Here is a 17,974-nt window from a genome sequence, read left to right as displayed (position 1 = left end):
TCGCTAAAATCCTTTTCTACTGACAAAAGGTATTCCAATTCTAGCTTGGATTGACAGATTTGCGGTCGATTTTCCCATTGAGCGTGCGCGGAAGCTTCGAAATGAACCTGATCTTCCGGGGACGCTCGAACTTGTCGAGTTGCTGCTGAAAAATATGCTGAAGCTGTTGATTTGTTTCTGCTGATTGATTTCCTTCAACAAGCAAAATCAGCTGCTGCCCCAGCATTTCGTGTGGAAGCCACGATATCATAAACGGCTGTTTGATGTAGGGTTCCAGCTTTTTCTCCAACTGTTCAGGCGAAAATTTGATTCCTCCGGAAATAATGACATTGTCGGCGCGGCCAAGGACTTGAAAGGTTTTTTTATCTTGAAGTTCAGCCAGATCATTGGTTTGAAGCGGTTTTTCCAGGCCAGGCACCTTGATTCGCAGGCAGCCTGCTTTCGAAAGCTCCACCTCAATGTCGTCCAGGCAATGGTAAAACTCGCTGGCACCGGGTCCGTTCAGTTTGCGCAAAGCAATGTGGGTCGCGGTTTCGGTCATCGCGTAGCTCGAATAGCAAGCGGTTGAAATGGCCTGTAATTTTTTGACTAAGTTTTGCGGAATGGCAGAGCCGCCCAGTAGCAGAAATTCCAAGCGACCGAAGGGAGTCCCGGCAAAGTCGGGATTCCAATCTGCCGGTTGGCGGACAAATTCCAACAATTTCCCGACTTGGTTGGGAACCATCGCTGCAAATTTGAATGATTCCTGCGTAAGAAAGGAAAAATCGGTGGAGGGATCGACTACATGCAGATCCAGTTTTCCGATCAACGCCCGGACAATCATTAATTTACCTGCGATGTAGTTTGAAGGCAGGCAATGCAGTACACGATCATTTTCTTTCAAGTTAAAAAAGCGAATGGTTCGCCGGGCACTGGCTGCCACAAACGTCTTGTTCAGGCGAATGGTTTTTGGCGCTCCGGTGCTTCCCGATGTTTGCACTTCAATAAAATCCTGAACGTTGTACCATTCCGCTAAGAAATCGAGCCAGGATTTTTCCCAATCGTATGATCCGGATGTTTTCCGAAGCAAAGTTTCGACTTCAATGTGCTTGCCGTCCAAGGTGATATGTGTCGGATGAAGTGCCAATTTTTAGATTGAATTTTCGGGATTGCGATTGATCAGATCTTCAGGAAAAGCAAACTTTTTTTCAGGACTGAACCACAATTGTTCTCCACGGATTTCCAATGGCGAATCGAAATTGTTGGTGAAAAGCTGGCCGGTTCCCAATCCCTGGTGCATGCTCACATTTTTGGTGAATGCCCACTGTGCAATGGCATTGAGCCCAATATTCGATTCAAGATACGAAGTGATCCACCAGCCAATTTTTCGACTGTTTGCCAATTCAATCCATTCGTCGCATCCCGAAAGGCCCCCGTGCAAGCTGGGTTTCAGAATGAGAAACTGCGGCTGAATCATCTCAATAAGTTGCTCTTTTTCAATCCTGCTGTTGATTCCGATCAGCTCTTCGTCCAGCGCGATGGACAGCGGTGTTTGGGTGCATAGTCCGGCCATTTCATCCAATTGGCCGGCAGCGATGGGTTGCTCAATGGAGTGGATGTCCAGCTTGGCGAGCTCTTGTAATTTTTCCAGGGCCTCGTCTGGTCGAAAAGCGCCGTTGGCATCAACCCGCAGGGTGATTTCACGGGCAGCATATTTTTCACGAATGGCCTGCAACAATTCCAACTCTTTTTCAAAATTGAGGGCGCCGATTTTCAGTTTGAGGCAATGGTAGCCAGCTTCCAACTTTTCATCAATCTGGCTTTTCATAAAGTCAGGCTCGCCCATCCAAATCAGCCCGTTTATGGGGATGCCGCTTTTTCCTTCAGTAAATGCGGACGGAAATAGTTCCTGCTTTCCGCCGTTTTGAAAATCCAACCAAGCGGTTTCCAGTCCAAACTGAACGGAGGGAGTATCTTTTAGCCTCGACCAATCATCTACAAACGATTCCGGATTGGCACAAATTTCGGTTAAAGCTTGTTCCACCTGCGCGGGAGTTTCTGTACTCAGCCCGGGTAGCGGTGCACATTCGCCAATACCAGTCCGCCCATTTTCTGTCAAAAATAAAAACCAAACAGGGCGAGTGTTGTACACGCCACGCGATGTTCCGGCTGGCCGCTTAAAGTGAAGCTCGTATTTCTGAAAGCGGGCTTTCATGAAATCGCAAGAATTAATCCCAGACAAAATAACAAGGTAAAGGCCAGGGTTGACAGGGATAAGCGTTTCAGGAATGGATCGAGCGAGCGGGCATCTTTTGTTCGCTGAATTTTTTTCAGGTCAATCAGAAAGAGCGGAAGCGTCAGCATAAACAACCATTGCCAGGCCGATTCCTGTTGGTGAAAGGTGAAAAGCACGGTGGCAACCCAACCCCACAGAATCATGGCGGTGTGATAAATCCGGCTGTTACGTGCGCCCATTCGTACCGGCAGGGTAATCTTTCCCGACTGTTGGTCATTTTCAATGTCGCGCATATTGTTGAGGTTCAGCACGCCGGTGCTGAAAAAACCCACGCTGATGGCTGGTAGAATCACGGCGGTTTCCCAATAGTTGGCATTCAAATAGAAAACGCCAATCACCGGCAGCAAGCCAAAAAACAGGAAAACGGCCAGATCGCCGAGGCCAACATAGCCATAGGACTTTTTGCCGGCTGTATAAAAAAACGCCGCCAGCAGCGACAAAATACCGAGCGCAACAAAACCAAAAAAGGCGGAATGGGAAAAGTGCCAGGTTCCGGCGTACACCAGGCCAATGCCAAAAATGAAGCTCAAACCACCAACGATGGTCATCCCTTTTTTCATTTCTGAATGGCTGATTTCGCCGCTCTGCATGGTGCGGGTTGGCCCCAGCCGGAATTCATTGTCGGTGCCTTTTTGGCTGTCGCCATAGTCGTTGGCAAAGTTGGAAAACACCTGAATCAGGGTTGCCGTGATGATGGCCAAAACGCTCACCAGCGCATCAATTGCCCCGTAAAACCAGGCCAGTCCGCATCCCATAATAATACCCGACAAGGCCAGTGGCAGGGTGCGTGGCCGGGCTGCTTTAATCCAACTTTTTGTTGTCGCCATACGTTTTTCGATACTTGATTCTCGATCGTTAGATGCTTGATGTTTGTTGAACTGATTTACGGAAATTTTGGAAATTTCTTAAAGTCCGGCTTCCGTTTTTCGAGAAAAGCATGTTTCCCTTCTTGTGCTTCTTCGGTTAAATAGTAAAGCAGTGTGGCATTTCCGGCGAATTCCTGAATTCCGATTTGTCCATCGAGTTCGGCGTTGAGGCCGAGTTTCAGCATGCGAAGTGCCAGCGGACTGTGTTCCTGCATTTTTTGCGCCCAGGCCACGGTTTCGTCTTCCAGTTGGTCGAATGGCACCACTTTATTGACCAAGCCCATTTCCAGTGCTTCGGCGGCCGAATACTGTCGGCACATGAACCAGATTTCGCGGGCTTTCTTTTGCCCCACAATGCTGGCCAAATAGGATGAACCCAGCCCGGCATCGAAGCTACCCACTTTGGGGCCGGTTTGTCCGAAGATGGCATTTTCGCTGGCAATGCTGATGTCGCAAACCACGTGCAGCACGTGCCCGCCACCAATGGCAAAACCATTGACCATGGCAATTACCGGTTTGGGCATGCTGCGAATTTGTTTCTGAACTTCCAGAATGTTGAGGCGTGGAATACCATCTTTGTCGATGTAGCCGCCTTTACCTTTCACGGTTTGGTCGCCACCGGCACAAAAAGCTTTGTCACCGGCTCCGGTCAGCACCACCACATTGATATCCTGATGCTCGCGGCAGATGCGCAGGGCTTCGCTGATTTCGTTCACTGTGGTTGGGCGAAACGCATTGCGGTAGCGCTCGCGGTTGATGGTAATTTTTCCAATTCCGTCGAAATAGTCGAAGAAAATATCTTCGTATTCTTTAATGGTTTCCCAGTTTCGTGTTGTGTTCATCGTATCCTATTTTTTTTGTTTGACTTTACCTGTTTAAACAACTCCCGAAACACCTTCGTGTTCACCTCGGCGTTGGTAAAAACTTCCAATATTGCCGCTTGCTGTTGTTTGGGTGAAGAAAAATCGGCTAAGGCTGATTCCAGTTCTTGTCCATTTTCAGCTTTGAAATAGTCCAGCTCAAAAGCCCGGGCCAGCGCTTCGGCTTTGAATCTATTTTCGGTGAAAAAGTGTTCGTGAAAAGCGGGTGACTCCCTTGGGCCCTTGATCAAGCTAAATATATTGCCGCCCCGGTTGTTGATGACAATAATACGCAGGTTGCTGCCAATGTATTTGTTCCACAGGGCGTTGGAGTCGTAAAAAAACGACAGGTCGCCCAAAATGATGGTGTTGAGCTTTTCCGATTCGGACGCAAAGCCCACGGCTGTTGACAGGCAGCCATCAATACCGGCAGTGCCCCGGTTCCCGAAGTAGTGCGTGTTGTTTACCGCATCGCAAATGAGTGCATACCTCACGGGGGAGCTGTTTCCCAAATGAACGACCGAGTTTTGTGGCATCGCTTTTCGGATGGCATCGAATACCGTCAAGTCTGAAAATTCTGTCTGCGCAATAAATTGATCACGCTGCTGGTTCACTTGTTGTTCTTTGTCTTTCCAGCGTTTGAGGAAGTTTTTTTCTTTTGTTTCGAGTCTGGGTGTTAGTTGCTCGAAAAAGTCGCCTGCTTCCTGTCGAATAACGTTGGTCAGCGACTGGTAGGTGTCGAAATGTTGGCCTGACAAACTCAGGTGCCAGTGGTTGGCGGGTTTGTGTTTCCGCAGAAATTGTTTCAGCGATTTCGATACAAATTGTCCTCCAAAACTGATCAGCAAATCCGGTTGAAAGTCATCCATCTGATCTTCGAGCAGGGCAGCCATCAGCGTATCGATGCTGCTGCAAAAGCCGGGATCGTAAAGGTTGGCCAGGTGTTCTTTTAAAATCACGGCCCCTGTTCTTTCAACCAGTTCGCTCAACAGGTTTTCCAGGCCCGGATTAGGGATTTGCTGACCAGCCAGTATCAATACTTTTTCAGCTTCGTTGAACATCGAAGACAGTTGCGTCAACTCTGATTCAGCCAGATTCATTTGTGGTTGTGCTTGCTGAATCACTTTTACAGCGGACAGCTTTTCATCCAGCAATTCATGCAGGGGTTCCTCCAACGGAACGTTGATGTGCACCGGTGCCGGCGTTTCGGACACGGCCAGGTTCAGGCAGGTGTTGATTTCGCGGGCGGCAAACCACAGTTCGTTTTCGGACTCGCCCAAAGGCAGGCTGATTTCTTTCCGGATGAAGTTCGTGTAAATATTTTCCTGGCGGATGCACTGGCTTTCGGCTTGGTCAATCCAATAATCGGGACGATCGGCGGTGAGCACGATCAGTGGGATGTTGAGGTAAAACGCTTCGGCTACTGCGGGCGCGTAATTTAGCGTGGCCGTGCCTGAGCTGCAAACGATGGCCACCGGCTTTTGTTTGGCTTGCGCCAGGCCCAGCGCAAAATAGGCAGCGCTGCGCTCATCGACAATGCTCCGGCAGTTGAACAAACCGCTGCCGGCAAAGGTGTGGGTGAGCGGGCCATTGCGCGATCCCGGCGAAATGATGATGTCGTCAATGCCTTTGGCCAGTAAAATGCTCGCCAGTTGCTGGATGTGTTTTTTTGTTGAAATCATGTGTTTTGAACAGCTTCAATGGCCGATAACAAGGTACCTGCTTTTTTGTTGGTTTCTTCCCATTCTTCTTCCGGTACTGAACGAGCCGTAATGCCGCCGCCCGAATAAAGAATGTATTGGTCGGGCATAATTTCCATGCAGCGTAAATTTACAAATAAACTTATGGAATCATTCATTCGCCAAGGGCCTAAATATCCGGTGTAATATCGGCGGTCGTGCTTTTCGATTTTAGTGATAAATTTGGCAGCTTTCGACTTTGGATATCCACAAACTGCCGGTGTCGGATGTAATTCGGCCAAAAAATCGCCCAGCTTGTGTGCCAGTTTTTTTGTCGAGAAGCGGAAGCTGGTCATCAGGTGTGCCACTTTGCCACTTTCAAGCGTTTCGGGCCCTTGTGTGGTGTAAGGATGAATATTGAAGTGATAAAAGACATCAAGCAGGTAGCGTGACACAAATGCTTGTTCCTCAATTTCCTTGGTGTGCCAGCTGTAATCCGAATCGGTTCGGCGTGTTTGGGTGCCGGCCAGCGACACGGTTTCGAGCGTTTTGCCTTCCGATTTGAGCAATACCTCGGGGGTTGCGCCCATCCATAAGCCTGCTTTGGGCAAATTCACCAGGTAGACAAACGCATTGGGCGTTTGTTGAAACAGTTGCAGGTAGAGTTTGCCGATTGACTCGGATTTTCGGGCCTGCGGGATTAATCGCGAAACAATGACTTTCGAAAGCTTGCTTGTTTTAATCTCGGTAATGGTTTTCTCAACATCCGATAAATAGGCTTCTTTTTCTATGATCAGGCGTTGCGTTTCCGACGGTCTGCGCTGTTGGCTGTGTTCAATTTCATTCAGGTCGATTTGGAGGATTTCTTCGAAGCCTTTTTTTACGATGCCGGGTTTGAGTAACACCAGCGGAGTTTCTGCATGAATTTGGTAAGGCGCAAAAACAAAACCTTCCTGTCCATTCAGTTTGTTGAATTGATCAGGGTAGATCAAATCTTTCTTATCGGTGATTAGTATTTCCGGCGTTTGGCTTCCGGGCATGGACCATACCGCAAACGAACAATTTTTTTCGATCAGCTTATCCAGAAATAAGGCAAGGTTTTCAGTCTCTGTCATTCCGTTTCACAATCATATTGGTTACCCGAATGGTTGAAATCAGGCGTCCATCTTCATTTCTAACATCAACATTCCAAATGTGGGTCTGGTTTCCGGGATGCAAAATTTTTGCAACCGCCAGGGCCTTCCCGCTCCTGAGCACACCGGTGTGGCTTCCGTTTACCTGGATTCCCAGAACGTCAAATTCGTTCATGTCGACCATCAGCATGCTGCCCAGTCCGGCAAGGCTTTCGGCCAGAGCCAGGTTGGCCCCGCCATGCAAAATGCCATCGGGGCGGCAATTCTTTTCCGACAGTTCCATACTGCCTTCAACGGTTCCGTCACCAATTTTAGTGATTTCGATTCCGAGACTTCCAATTAATCCGGCTTGGGTGGCTTGGTTAATAATTTCAAGCGGTGTGTTGATATTCAGTTTGCTAAGATCCATAATTGTTCATTCAAAAATAAGCCTCTAAAATAAGGTTTAGTTTCGAATAAAAACAGGTTCTTTTCCCATGAAAGGTTCCGGGCGTCAGCATCATTTTCCTGATCGCTTTTGACTCAGCCGGTTAAAATTATCCGGCTTGGAAGCTGGAAATTGTCTTAACGGTAAACTTTTTTCAGTCGAAGCCCGCTAATCGTTAAATCTTCGGATGGGGCATCGTTCCCGTTGGTCAGATAAAACAATTTTGATTCGTGTTTCTGAAGGGTCAAAGTAATTTGACTGAGGTTGCCCAAATCAACGCTTTCGCCCAGTTTCCATTCATAAACCCAGTTGTTGTTCTCTTCGTTGATTTCTGAAAAAACAAAGGTTTCCGTTACCGTTTGCTCGGTATCGTTTAAAATCAGCAGTCCCCAACCACGTGGCGACCGGTAACGCCGAAGCACAAGCTTGCACTGGTGATTGTCGCCCCACAGCGGGAGTGTGGCGCTTTGCGGACGCTCCTGTGGTATTAGCAATCGCCAGAGGTCCAGTTGCTCGTCGGTGAGGGTCGAAAAACGATCCGAGGTGCTCACTACGCCCCCCATGATACCAATCCAGTTGGCCAAGCTGGTTTTTTCGGTCGCGGTCAGTTGGCAATTTTCGTTGCGTAACGAGATAACATCCAGGTCATTTTGCCAAAATACATTGTTGAAATATTGGGTGTTGTAACTTTCCTGCAGCATGTTACCGACACCTTGTTCGGTCCATTGGCAGTTGAGGCTATTGGCTACACGCATGGCGTCAACATAGCCAATCATATGAGCATACGGTGCAGTTCCGGTGATCCAGAAACTTCCGGCGCCAATCTCTTCGCGGATAATGTTGAGCACTTCGGTAAATATCTGAACTGATGATTTTGTTTTGTCATATCGGTCGATGCCGACGGTGGGTTTTAAGCCCCAATCCATAAAGTCGGTTTTGTAGAAAGTGAACCCCATTTTTCGGTAGGCCCGAAATACTTTTTGAATATAGCGCTGAACGTCGGGGTGACTGCCGTCCAAAGCGTAGTGTTTTCCCTCCGGAAACTCCCACTCTAGAATGGGTTCGCCATTCAGATCGCGTATCAGCCAGTTTTTGTGTCGTTTGAAGATTTTACTTTCCTCGCTGACCATAAACGGGGCTATCCAAACGCCGGCCCGGTACTGCCGCTGAAAGATGTCGCGTGCAGCGGGTTCCAGTCCTCTGGGCCAGTTGTCGGTATAATCGAGCCAGTCGCCGTGAACGCAATAGCCGTCGTTGATCAGAATGGTATCCAGCATGATGGGTGGGTCAATGGTGTCCAGGGTGGTCAACAGTTCGGTCAACTTCTCGTGGCTGAAATCGTGTTCAAATTCGTTAAATGAGTCCCAGTGATAGCTGGTCTTCGTATCTTTTCGTGCACCCATTTGCTCCGAAATATTCCAGGCCAGGTGTTGCAGGGTTTCGTAAGGTTTATTTCCAAAGAAAATATAAATATCCGGAAGCTTGATGAAGTCGTCTTTTAACGGAATATTTTCGGTGACAAAGCCGGTTTCAAACAAAATCTGCTCAACATCGGGGTAGCGGTCCGACAGTCCCCGGCGATGTGGGCGGTTGTAGAAGGTGCTTTTCTGAATAAAATCGCTGTGTTCGTATGTTCCAATGGCCAGCGTTTCTTGTTCGGCCGAGATGAGGCCGGTTACCAAATAGGAATCGTACGCCCAGGCCTGTTCGCCGGGTTGATTGCCAAACTCCTGAGCCGATGGCTCTTGAAACTCGTATAAGCCGGATGGGCCTCCAAAACCTTGACCTTGTTTGAAATACTGTTTTACTCCGTTGACAACTGCTTCGCCCAACGGACAAAACCAATAAGGCGCCCGCGACATGCCACTGAGTTCGGCACCGATGGAAATGGAGCCGGAGTTTATTTTCAGGTCCAGCATCACAAAACCACGGTCGAGCTCATAAATAATACGCTTGCCTTTTGGCGAATCGCCCATGAACGTGTTGCGAACAAAAATGCTTTGTCCGTCAATGGTGGGGCGGCAGTTTCTTAGGTGCATACTTCCGGCAATCAAATCAAATGTGCCGTCATTGTGCAGGATCCATTGGGGTTTTCCTATTTTAAACCGATTACGATTTACTGTGCTGGTTTCCCCCAATGCGCTTGAGTAATAGGGGAGGGTTAATAATGAGCCAATTCCAGTACCTACCAATTTTAGAAAATTTCTTCTTTCAATGGTGTTCTTGGTCATACACGTCGTTCTTGATTCGTTAGATTGGATGTAAATTTAACAACTTTTAACAGTACTCCTACACATTACACCAAAACTTCAATCGCTTTGAATCTCTTTGCATACGAGCGATTTATATGGAAAGATGTTGTATAAAATGTTTCGAAATTCCTGTATACGATGTTTTGATTTCCTAGTAAAGCGTTTGTGAAATCATTTTGTTGTGAGTTTGAGTGGTTTTTTTTGTGCGAATGTAAAGAAACCATTAAGTCTTCTTGTTGTTATTTAGAATGATTTCAAATAATCAAGAACAAAAAGATATGTTTGTCCGAAACTAGTTCTGCCGCATTTTAACAGCGGTATTTGAGGAAAGGAAAGTGGATATGAAGAATTTATTTTGCCCCATTTCAAACGAGCGAATCAACGAACAAGTGCCAAGGATTACAGCCCTGCTGGTGATTGTTGCGGTGGTCTTGGCTTTTGCATTGGATTCGTTAGTGGTGATGGCTTTTGTGGCCGCCGATTTTTTTATCCGGGCCTTCACCAAAATCAAATTTAGTCCGCTGAGCTGTGTGGCCTATTGGATGACCCAGATGCTCAACTTGCCTGCAAAACCAATTGATAAGGCGCCAAAGATTTTTGCAGCGCGGATGGGATTTGTCATGTCGCTGGCTTTTGCGGTTTTATTTGCTGCCCAGCTGAACACCGCCGCTGTGGTAATCGCTGGGGTTCTTGTGTTTTTCGCAGGATTGGAATTTGCGTTTGCCTTTTGTGCAGGCTGTACCATCTACAGTTATTTGGTGCTTCCATTCTATAAGAATTAATATTCAACCCAACATTGAATAGTTTTATCTCGGAAACCGGCTTATGCCGGTTTTTTTTTTGCTCATATATCCAATAGATGTTAAATAATATTAAACTGGCTGGAGAATTATGAAGCTTTCGTCTAAATGTCATAAATTGTTTCAAAATTGAATTTTTGTAAACCATTATCAACCTTTAAAACATTTTTGATGAAACGAATCTTCCTCCTGGCCTTTTCCCTGGTCATGGGTGTTTTTACTTTCGCCCAAACTATTGTCGAGAATCCCAAAATCGGGATGAGCACTGCTTCCAATGTAAAACTTAATAAAGTTGAAGTCCTTGATAGCGAGACGATACTCTGGTTTCATGTTCGCTACACTCCAGGAAACTGGATTTCTATCCCTGACCAATCTTTTATTCAGCCGGTTGGATCAAAAGAAAAATTGTTTATCGTTTCTGCCGATGGCATTCCGGTGAACGAGCAGTTCACCATGCCCGAATCGGGCGAAGTGAGCTACAAACTGGTGTTTCCCAAGATTGATGAGTCAGTTGCCAAAATCGACTATGGTGAGGGAAACGAAGGCGGTACCTGGTTTATCTATGACATCCAGCTCAAGCCCGAATTATTCCAGTCTATTCTTCCCGAAAAGCTGAGTGGAAGCTGGTTTCGGAGCGAAAATGCGCAGTGGGAAATCAGCCTGTTTGACTCGGTTGCCATTTACAATAGCCAGGTGTGGAAGTATGGTTCTTATTCAGAAAAAGATGGAATAGCTAAAATTGAGCTGAAAAGAGACGCAATGAAGAAGGATGTTTACGCCCGGCTGGTTAGCGACTCAATTTGCATGATCGGTGAATCGCCGTCTTCAATGACAGCTTATTCAAACCGGCCGGATGAATCAGCCATTCCGGCTGATGAGGACTTGTTTGAATCATCAGTTTTTCAAGTGGATACAGTCACTTATCGTGGTTACATTCGGAACTTTAGCCCTCGGTATGCACAGCGCACCGGTATGGTTTATGTGAATAATGCGGTTGTGGGCCAACAGATTTCCCACCTAATCAGGATTGCGGATGACGGTAGTTTTGAGGCGAAATTCCCAAATTGCAATGCACAGAATGTCCTGGTTCGCTTGCCATTTTTTTATGGTACCATTTTTCTTGAGCCGGGTAAAACAACTTTTCAGCTTTTTGACAACAACTCGCAAAATCCAGTCTTGTTTATGGGCGATTGTGCCCGGATCAATACGGATTTACATCGGCTGAAGGACATCCGAAGTTTTAATTACGATGAAATGCGGGCAAGAATACTGGATTTTTCACCCCAAGAATATAAGGCGTGGTGTGACGATCTGCAACAACGCGACTATGAAGAGTTGGCCAAACACGGAAAAGAATATCCGTTGAGTGCCAGAGCAAAACAGGTTAAAAGTCTGGAGTTCGACTACCGGAATGCGGAAAGACTTTTAAGCTATACGATGCAGAAGGTTTCAGCCTGGAGGCAGGAAAACAAGATCCCAAACGATCAATGGCAAATTGACTTTAAACCCGAAAAGCCGGATAGTAGTTACTACGACTTTTTAACCAACGATTTTGCCAATAATCCATTGGGGGTGATGACTGCGGAGTACTATTTTTTCATCAACCGGCTGATGTATTCAGATGTTTTGAGAGACGATGGATCAAACGTTGGGTTGACGACACTCGATATTATTAAGGAGTTGAGAAAGACAGGTTATCAGTTTACCGCCGACGAGGAAAAATTAGCCTTGCTACAGGAAGAAGTCAGTTCCACAGAATATGATGAACTTCAAAAAGAGTTCCAGGAAAAATACAAGGAGCAAGCTCAAGCTTTCCGGGAAAATCATGAGGACACGCTGAAGCATTTCTATCAGGAGAATCGTGGCAAACGGGTAACTCCAGAGATGATGGAAGCCTATTTGGCAGAACAGCATATTGAGTTGACTGAGGAGGATCAGGCCTATCTTGTTGCATTAAAAGCCTTCAACAAAGAACCATTGATGGCTAAGGTGCATCGACTACAATCGGAAGTCGGCGGTTCAGTAAGGACCTTTCACGATGATCATCGTGCTTTTGTCAATGAGCTCTTCGCAAAAAGAAGGATTGAAACCCGCAATAAACAGATCCAAACTGTTTTGGGTATTCAGCCGGGCTTAGCAACCGATATCATGCTTTCTCAGGATTACTGCCGTCCGATCGTTTCTGAAATGACGCCTGTTTCTGATGAAAAGTTAAAAGAAATGCAAGCGCAAATCAACACACCGTTTATTGCCAGTTATATTGCTTTGATGAATGATGCTACGAAGGCGAAAATTGAGGAGAACAAGAAGCTAGCAGTAGCACAAATCAATGACGTTCCTGAAAACGAGGGTGACGATATTTTTGAGTCCATCATGAAGAAATACAAAGGAAAAGTGGTTTATGTTGATTTTTGGGCAACCTGGTGTGGTCCCTGCCGGTCGGGTATCGAACGAATTAAGCCGCTGAAAGAGGAGATGAAAGATGAAAATGTGGCTTTTGTTTACATTACCAATCAAAGTTCGCCAAAAGGAACGTACGATAACATGATTCCAAGTATCAGTGGCGAACATTACCGGGTGTCGGAAGATGAATGGAATATTTTGAGTGACAAATTCAAAATATCCGGGATTCCGCATTATACCTTGGTCGGCAAAAACGGGAATGTGATCAATCCACATTTGCCTCACCTTCAAAATTCGGAATTGAAGGCGATGCTGATGAAGCATGTGAATGAATAGCTTTTGATCTATATAATTAAGGAACCGGCTTTGGCCGGTTTTTTTATGCCTATGTGTTTTCCGGATAAGCTGAAGAACTAGCCGTTTCTACTCTTGCTTCGATATGGCGATGGAGTCATCAGAAAAAAAAAGCGCCCCCGGCCTAATGCCGGAGACGCTTGATTTATTAGTTGTTCGTTGGTTGTCTGTTGTTACAATTCCTTTACACGGATGTTGCGGAATTTCAAGTCTGATCCGTGCCCCAGAAAGCCGATTCGGCCGGTATTCCGATCCAGGCCCGGGTGGTCTTTTTTATCGGCTGTTCCATTCTTGCTGGCTTCTTTCATGTTCCCTTCCAGAATGACTTCGCCGTTCAACGTAATTTTAATGTCATCGCCGTTGACCATCACTTCCTGTGAGTTCCATTCGCCAACGGGCTTCAGGAATCCACGTTTGGCGGCAATAATACCGTAAACCGAACCATGATATTGGTAGGGCTTCAGATTGGCATAAATGGGCGCGGTATTATCCAGAATTTGCAACTCTTTTCCGACATAGGCGGCGTCACCTTCCAGCGGCGCGTGAATCCCCAGCCCGTTGTTGGCGCCTGGTGTCAGTTGAAATTCAAAGCGGAAAATAAAGTTCGAATAGTCTTTTTCGGTGTAGAGGTTTCCGTGGCCTCCTTCAGCCGGACGAACAACCAATACACCATCTTCGGCCCGGTAGTCGGTTTTATTGCCGACCCAGTTGTCCAGGTTTTTGCCGTTGAACAGCGACACAAATCCTTCGGCTTTTTCGGCCTCGCTCAGGCTTGGAACTTCGACATTCAACTCCCGGACGTACAGGTTGCGGAAGGCCAAATCGTTGCCGTGCGCCTGCAATTCGATGGCTTCTTTCGGGAAAATGGGCATGGAGCGGTCCCAATAATTTTCCATGGTCACATGATCCACAACCAAAACGCCATTCAGGTGAACGGTTACCTTGTCACCCACCATTTTAATACGGAAGGTGTTCCATTCGCCAACAGGATTATCGGCGACCACCAGCGGTTTGCTTTCGTGTTTCTGATTGTTGTACAAACCACCTGAGCCGACTTGTGCACCCACCTGAACCAGGGACGTGTCCCAGATTTGAACTTGCGGCGTTCCGCGAAGGTAAATTCCGGAGTCACCTTCTTTGGTGATTCGCCAGTCAACCAGCATCTCAAAATCGCCGTACATTTTCTTTGTGCATAGGTTGTCGCCTTTTCCATCAAAAACAATCATTCCATTTTGTACCGACCAGTTTTCGTGCATTTTTTTGTCAGCTTTGGCTTGTTCGGCAGCCAGCTTTTTGTCCGACATTTTTGCACGGGCAATCGGGTTTTGCACCAGCCCTTGCCAGCCGGTCAGGTCTTTTCCGTTGAACATAGAAACATAACCTGCTTCCTGCGGCATGTTGTCCAGGTATTCCTGAATATCAATTTTGAAATACTGGCTGTCGGCACCCGAAATTTTGGCTTTCACCTGGTGCAGGGTTTCGCGGACAAAAGTTCCGGTCAATCCATCCTGCTCACCAGGAGTCGGCAGCGCAATTTTCATGGCCGATTGAGCTGCAACGGCGCTTAAGGCTTCCTCGTTTAAGTAGTTGGCAACAAATACCAGCGACAGGAAGGTCTTCACGTTTCCTGCTGCACGAATGACTTGTTGCTTTTCGCTGTCGGTGGTGCATTCACTCATGATCTTATCAAGCCACAGCAATTTTTGGTCGGCCGGGGCATTCGCCTGCTGGCTTAACTTCAGGTAGGCAGCCAGGGCTTTTTGTTTGAATTCGGATTTCGACGGGGCGCTGTAAACTTCGAACAAAGCGGGCAGTGCCGATGCGTCAGACCAGTTGGTCAGGGCCGTAAAAGCGGCTTGCTGCTCCGATGGGTTCCCGTCATTCAGCAGTAAAACTACGCTTTCCAGGGCATCCTGATCGTTGAGGTAGGGCAGAATCGGAACCAGTTTTTCGGTCTGATCGCCTTTTTTCATTGCTGTCAAAACCAAGCTAGCTGCCGGAGCATCTGCCTGGCGATACAGTTCGATGAGTGCTTGTTGAACGGCTTGTGTTTCGTTTGCTGATGAGCTCTTTTGCAACAATTCCAGCAGAGCCGCGGTGTTTTCGGTTTGGGCCACACGCGAAAGCGCTTGATAGGCCGCCTGGCTGACCTGATTGCTGGAACTGGAGCAAAGCGCTTCAATTTGGCTAAAGTAAGTCTGAGCGCGGCGAGCAGCCAGGATTTCGATCAGAACCACTTGTACTTCGGATTCGGCACCATCCAGTTGCGCTGCCACTTGGTCGCGAGCATCCTGAGATGTTGCGGTGAGCAGGGCTTGTTTAACTACGGACAGATCGGTTTCGCTGGTGGCTTCTTTCAATTGTTCGAGCAATCCGGGGATGGCTTTTTCCTGTTGATTGATGGCCAGCGCGCGGATGGCTTCCTGACGAACGGCAGGATTGGCCGATTTCAGTGCGGGCTGAATCACCTGGGTGTACACGGCTGCCTCGGGGCGGTGCGCCAAAAAGTAAAGCAATTCGGCTTGTTGTTCTGCCGAATACTTGGGGAATTGTTTCACCCAGTGATTGACTTCTTGTTCATTCAGTCCATTTTTTGCCAAACGAAGGACAGCCATGCGGTAGGTTTTATCGGCATGGTCAAATTCTTTCGACAGGAGTTTCAGTGCATCTTGGCCTTGGTTGGCCCGCAAAATTTGCAGTGCTGCCGAGCGGTAATGCAGTTGGTCACTGCTGGTGAATTTCTTCAGCGCAGTAGCTGCCAGTTTGTTGCTTAACTTGCTGTTTCCGTTTTGTCCCAGGTTTTCGGCGTATGCCAGGTACGAAAGCATGGTTTCGGCTTCATCGGCAGCAAAGGAAACCTGCTTGGCAGCCTTGCTGAATGTTTTGGCGGAAGCTTCGCCACCGATGCGCGCCAAAGCAGCATAAGTCTGCTTGAGCGCTTCTCCGTCAGCAGATTCGGCCAACGAAAGCAAATAGGACTCAGCGGGCTGGTAGCTTAATGTGCCCAAGGCTTTGATGAACGCAACTTGCTGGTTGCCAGTTTTTGTTTTTGCAGCCTGAAGGATGGCTTCGGCGGCTTCGTTGGAGCCGATGCTCGTCAGCGTGGCGATGGCCGGAGTAGCCAGTGTTTCGTCGTCCAGATAGCTGGCCGCGGCTTGAACGGTGGCTGTTTGTCCGAAGTAAGCGAGTTGCCGCAGGAAAAAAGCTTTTACTTCGCTGTCCGAAGCTTTGTCAAGCGCCTTGATCAGGCTTTGCTCGATCAAGGCCTTATCGTTCGAGCCCGGCCATTTAGCCAGACTGGTGATGGCATAACGCGCCTGGGTGTCGTCACCCGCTCCGGGAGGTACAATCAGGTCGCAAAAGTTGGCGATTCCCTCGGCTCCCAGCTCAATGATTTGCTGACTTAATTTGGTTGTTTCCTGGCTGTTTTCGGCCGGGAAGCGCGCCAAAATATCGGCGACTTTGGTTTCCAGCGTCCGCCTGTCCTGCGCAAAAGCAGGAAGAAGCAACAAGCTGATCAGAAGCGTTGTCAGTATATTCTTGAAGTGATTCATTTCTTTTTGAAATTTCGTTTGAAAACTAAATGATTGCTATTGAATTGACTTTGGTATGATTTGCTTTTCCACTCAAATCTGCCATTCACCACGCATGGGCTGGTTGATTAAGCGGTTGGCTTCATCATCGTTAATAAATACCTGATTGACCGGATCAAATTCGAGGGTTCGGCCCAGGCGAAGCGCGACGATACCCATGTTGACAATGGTTGCTGAGCGGTGCCCGTTTTCTTCGTTTAGCGCGAATTTTTTGCGTGTACGAACCGACTCGCTGAAGGTGGTGATTTGTGGTTCCGGATCGGGCATGGTGTCAATCAGTGCCTGCAAGTTTGGAATATCAGATTTGAATCCGTTGAAGATTTTTCCGTTGGGACCTTCAATGTAGGCGGCGTTTTTATCCTTGTTCTCACCATCCAAAATGATTTGGCAACCATCGTCGTAGGTGTAGGTAATTTTGCGCCAGGTGCCAATGGCATCGTCGTGTTGCTGTGGTGCGTCCACTTCTACTTTCACCGGGCTGGTGTTGTCTTTCCCCAGAAAATATTGAACCGGGTCAATGTAGTGCTGTCCCATGTCGCCCAGGCCGCCGCCATCGTAATCCCAGTATCCGCGGAAGGTTTGATGTACCCGGTGCGCGTTGTAAGGTTTTTCGGGTGCTGGTCCCAACCACAGATCGTAGTCCAGTTGTTCCGGCACAGGCTGCGGTTGCAGGTTTGTTTTCCCTACCCAATAGAATTTCCAGTTGAAGCCGGTGACTCCGCTGATGGTGACTTTCAAGGGCCAACCCAATACGCCACTTTCAACAGCCTTCTTCAACGGTTTTACAGGTGTTCCCAATCCGTAGAAATTGTCTTTGAAACGGAACCAGGTGTTTAGGCGGAACATTTTTCCGGTGGCGTTGATGGCCTCTACCACCCGCTTACCTTCTCCAATGGTACGGGTCATGGGTTTTTCGCACCAAACATCTTTGCCAGCCTGCGCTGCCATGACCGACATGATGCCGTGCCAATGGGGTGGTGTGGCAATGTGTACGATGTCGATGTCGGGACGTTGCAGCACTTCACGAAAATCGTGGTAACCCTGCACTTCAGAATTGACCATGCTGAGCGTGTCTTTCAAGTGATTTTTGTCGACATCACAAACGGCGAGCAATCGGGTGCCTTCGTAGTTGATGTGTCCTTTACCCATTCCTCCAACCCCAATAATGGCTTTGGTCAGTTGGTCACTTGGCGCAAGAAAACCGTTTCCGCCCATCACATGCCTCGGGATAATCGTAACCCCGGCAGCCGCAATCAATGATTTTTTCAGGAAGTCGCGGCGTGGATTCATTTTGTTGTTCATTGTATCAATTGATTTAAGTCGTGCGAATTA

The 17,974-nt window shown here is 47.7% G+C and carries 12 protein-coding genes; 2 read left to right on the top strand and 10 right to left on the bottom strand.

The window, feature by feature from the left end:
* Window positions 1-40 precede the first annotated feature (40 nt).
* The 8 genes from NC99_RS09730 to NC99_RS09695 all read right to left on the bottom strand — a co-directional run bounded on the left by NC99_RS09730 (window position 41) and on the right by NC99_RS09695 (window position 9,471).
* On the bottom strand, window positions 41-1,126 hold the full coding sequence (locus tag NC99_RS09730) for an AMP-binding protein (protein ID WP_082326406.1): 1,086 nt from the start codon (window positions 1,124-1,126) through the stop codon (window positions 41-43).
* Window positions 1,127-1,129: 3 nt separating this feature from the next.
* Window positions 1,130-2,194, bottom strand: a complete 1,065-nt coding sequence (gene menC / locus NC99_RS09725) for an o-succinylbenzoate synthase (RefSeq protein WP_053183002.1) — start codon at window positions 2,192-2,194, stop codon at window positions 1,130-1,132.
* On the bottom strand, window positions 2,191-3,102 hold the full coding sequence (locus NC99_RS09720; protein ID WP_053182999.1) for a 1,4-dihydroxy-2-naphthoate polyprenyltransferase: 912 nt from the start codon (window positions 3,100-3,102) through the stop codon (window positions 2,191-2,193). The genes menC and NC99_RS09720 overlap by 4 nt, the downstream gene beginning before the upstream one ends.
* 56 nt (window positions 3,103-3,158) lie before the next feature.
* Window positions 3,159-3,983 carry a 1,4-dihydroxy-2-naphthoyl-CoA synthase gene (gene menB, locus NC99_RS09715; protein ID WP_053182996.1) on the bottom strand — a complete coding sequence of 275 codons (825 nt, stop codon included), beginning with the start codon at window positions 3,981-3,983 and terminating at the stop codon, window positions 3,159-3,161.
* Entirely contained in the window at window positions 3,980-5,683 is a 1,704-nt protein-coding gene (menD, locus tag NC99_RS09710) for a 2-succinyl-5-enolpyruvyl-6-hydroxy-3-cyclohexene-1-carboxylic-acid synthase (protein ID WP_053182993.1), read from the bottom strand. Before menD ends, menB begins: the two co-directional genes overlap by 4 nt.
* Complete coding sequence (locus NC99_RS09705) at window positions 5,680-6,795, bottom strand: isochorismate synthase (protein WP_053182989.1); 1,116 nt, start codon at window positions 6,793-6,795, stop codon at window positions 5,680-5,682. Before NC99_RS09705 ends, menD begins: the two co-directional genes overlap by 4 nt.
* A complete protein-coding gene (locus NC99_RS09700; RefSeq protein WP_053182987.1) occupies window positions 6,782-7,222 on the bottom strand; it encodes a PaaI family thioesterase in 441 nt (146 codons plus the stop codon). Before NC99_RS09700 ends, NC99_RS09705 begins: the two co-directional genes overlap by 14 nt.
* Window positions 7,223-7,377: 155 nt before the next feature.
* Window positions 7,378-9,471: an alpha-galactosidase gene (locus NC99_RS09695; protein WP_053182984.1), complete on the bottom strand. Its 2,094-nt coding sequence runs from the start codon at window positions 9,469-9,471 to the stop codon at window positions 7,378-7,380.
* Between the two features lie 362 nt (window positions 9,472-9,833).
* On the opposite strand from NC99_RS09695, the gene NC99_RS09690 reads away from it, so the two are divergent.
* A complete protein-coding gene (locus NC99_RS09690; RefSeq protein ID WP_053182980.1) occupies window positions 9,834-10,274 on the top strand; it encodes a DUF4395 domain-containing protein in 441 nt (146 codons plus the stop codon).
* A 189-nt stretch (window positions 10,275-10,463) separates the two neighbouring features.
* Window positions 10,464-13,031 carry a TlpA family protein disulfide reductase gene (locus NC99_RS22450; protein WP_053182977.1) on the top strand — a complete coding sequence of 856 codons (2,568 nt, stop codon included), beginning with the start codon at window positions 10,464-10,466 and terminating at the stop codon, window positions 13,029-13,031.
* Between the two features lie 191 nt (window positions 13,032-13,222).
* On the opposite strand, the gene NC99_RS22445 is transcribed toward NC99_RS22450, so the two are convergent.
* Window positions 13,223-16,603, bottom strand: coding sequence for a DUF1080 domain-containing protein (locus NC99_RS22445; protein WP_053182973.1), 3,381 nt, complete (start codon window positions 16,601-16,603; stop codon window positions 13,223-13,225).
* 72 nt (window positions 16,604-16,675) lie between these two features.
* Window positions 16,676-17,944 carry a Gfo/Idh/MocA family oxidoreductase gene (locus NC99_RS09675; protein ID WP_053182970.1) on the bottom strand — a complete coding sequence of 423 codons (1,269 nt, stop codon included), beginning with the start codon at window positions 17,942-17,944 and terminating at the stop codon, window positions 16,676-16,678.
* Window positions 17,945-17,974 lie beyond the last annotated feature (30 nt).

This window comes from Sunxiuqinia dokdonensis, from assembly GCF_001270965.1.
Lineage (GTDB): Bacteria > Bacteroidota > Bacteroidia > Bacteroidales > Prolixibacteraceae > Sunxiuqinia > Sunxiuqinia dokdonensis.
Note: the sequence above shows the minus strand (reverse complement) of the source record. Positions and strands in the feature narration are given on the sequence as shown.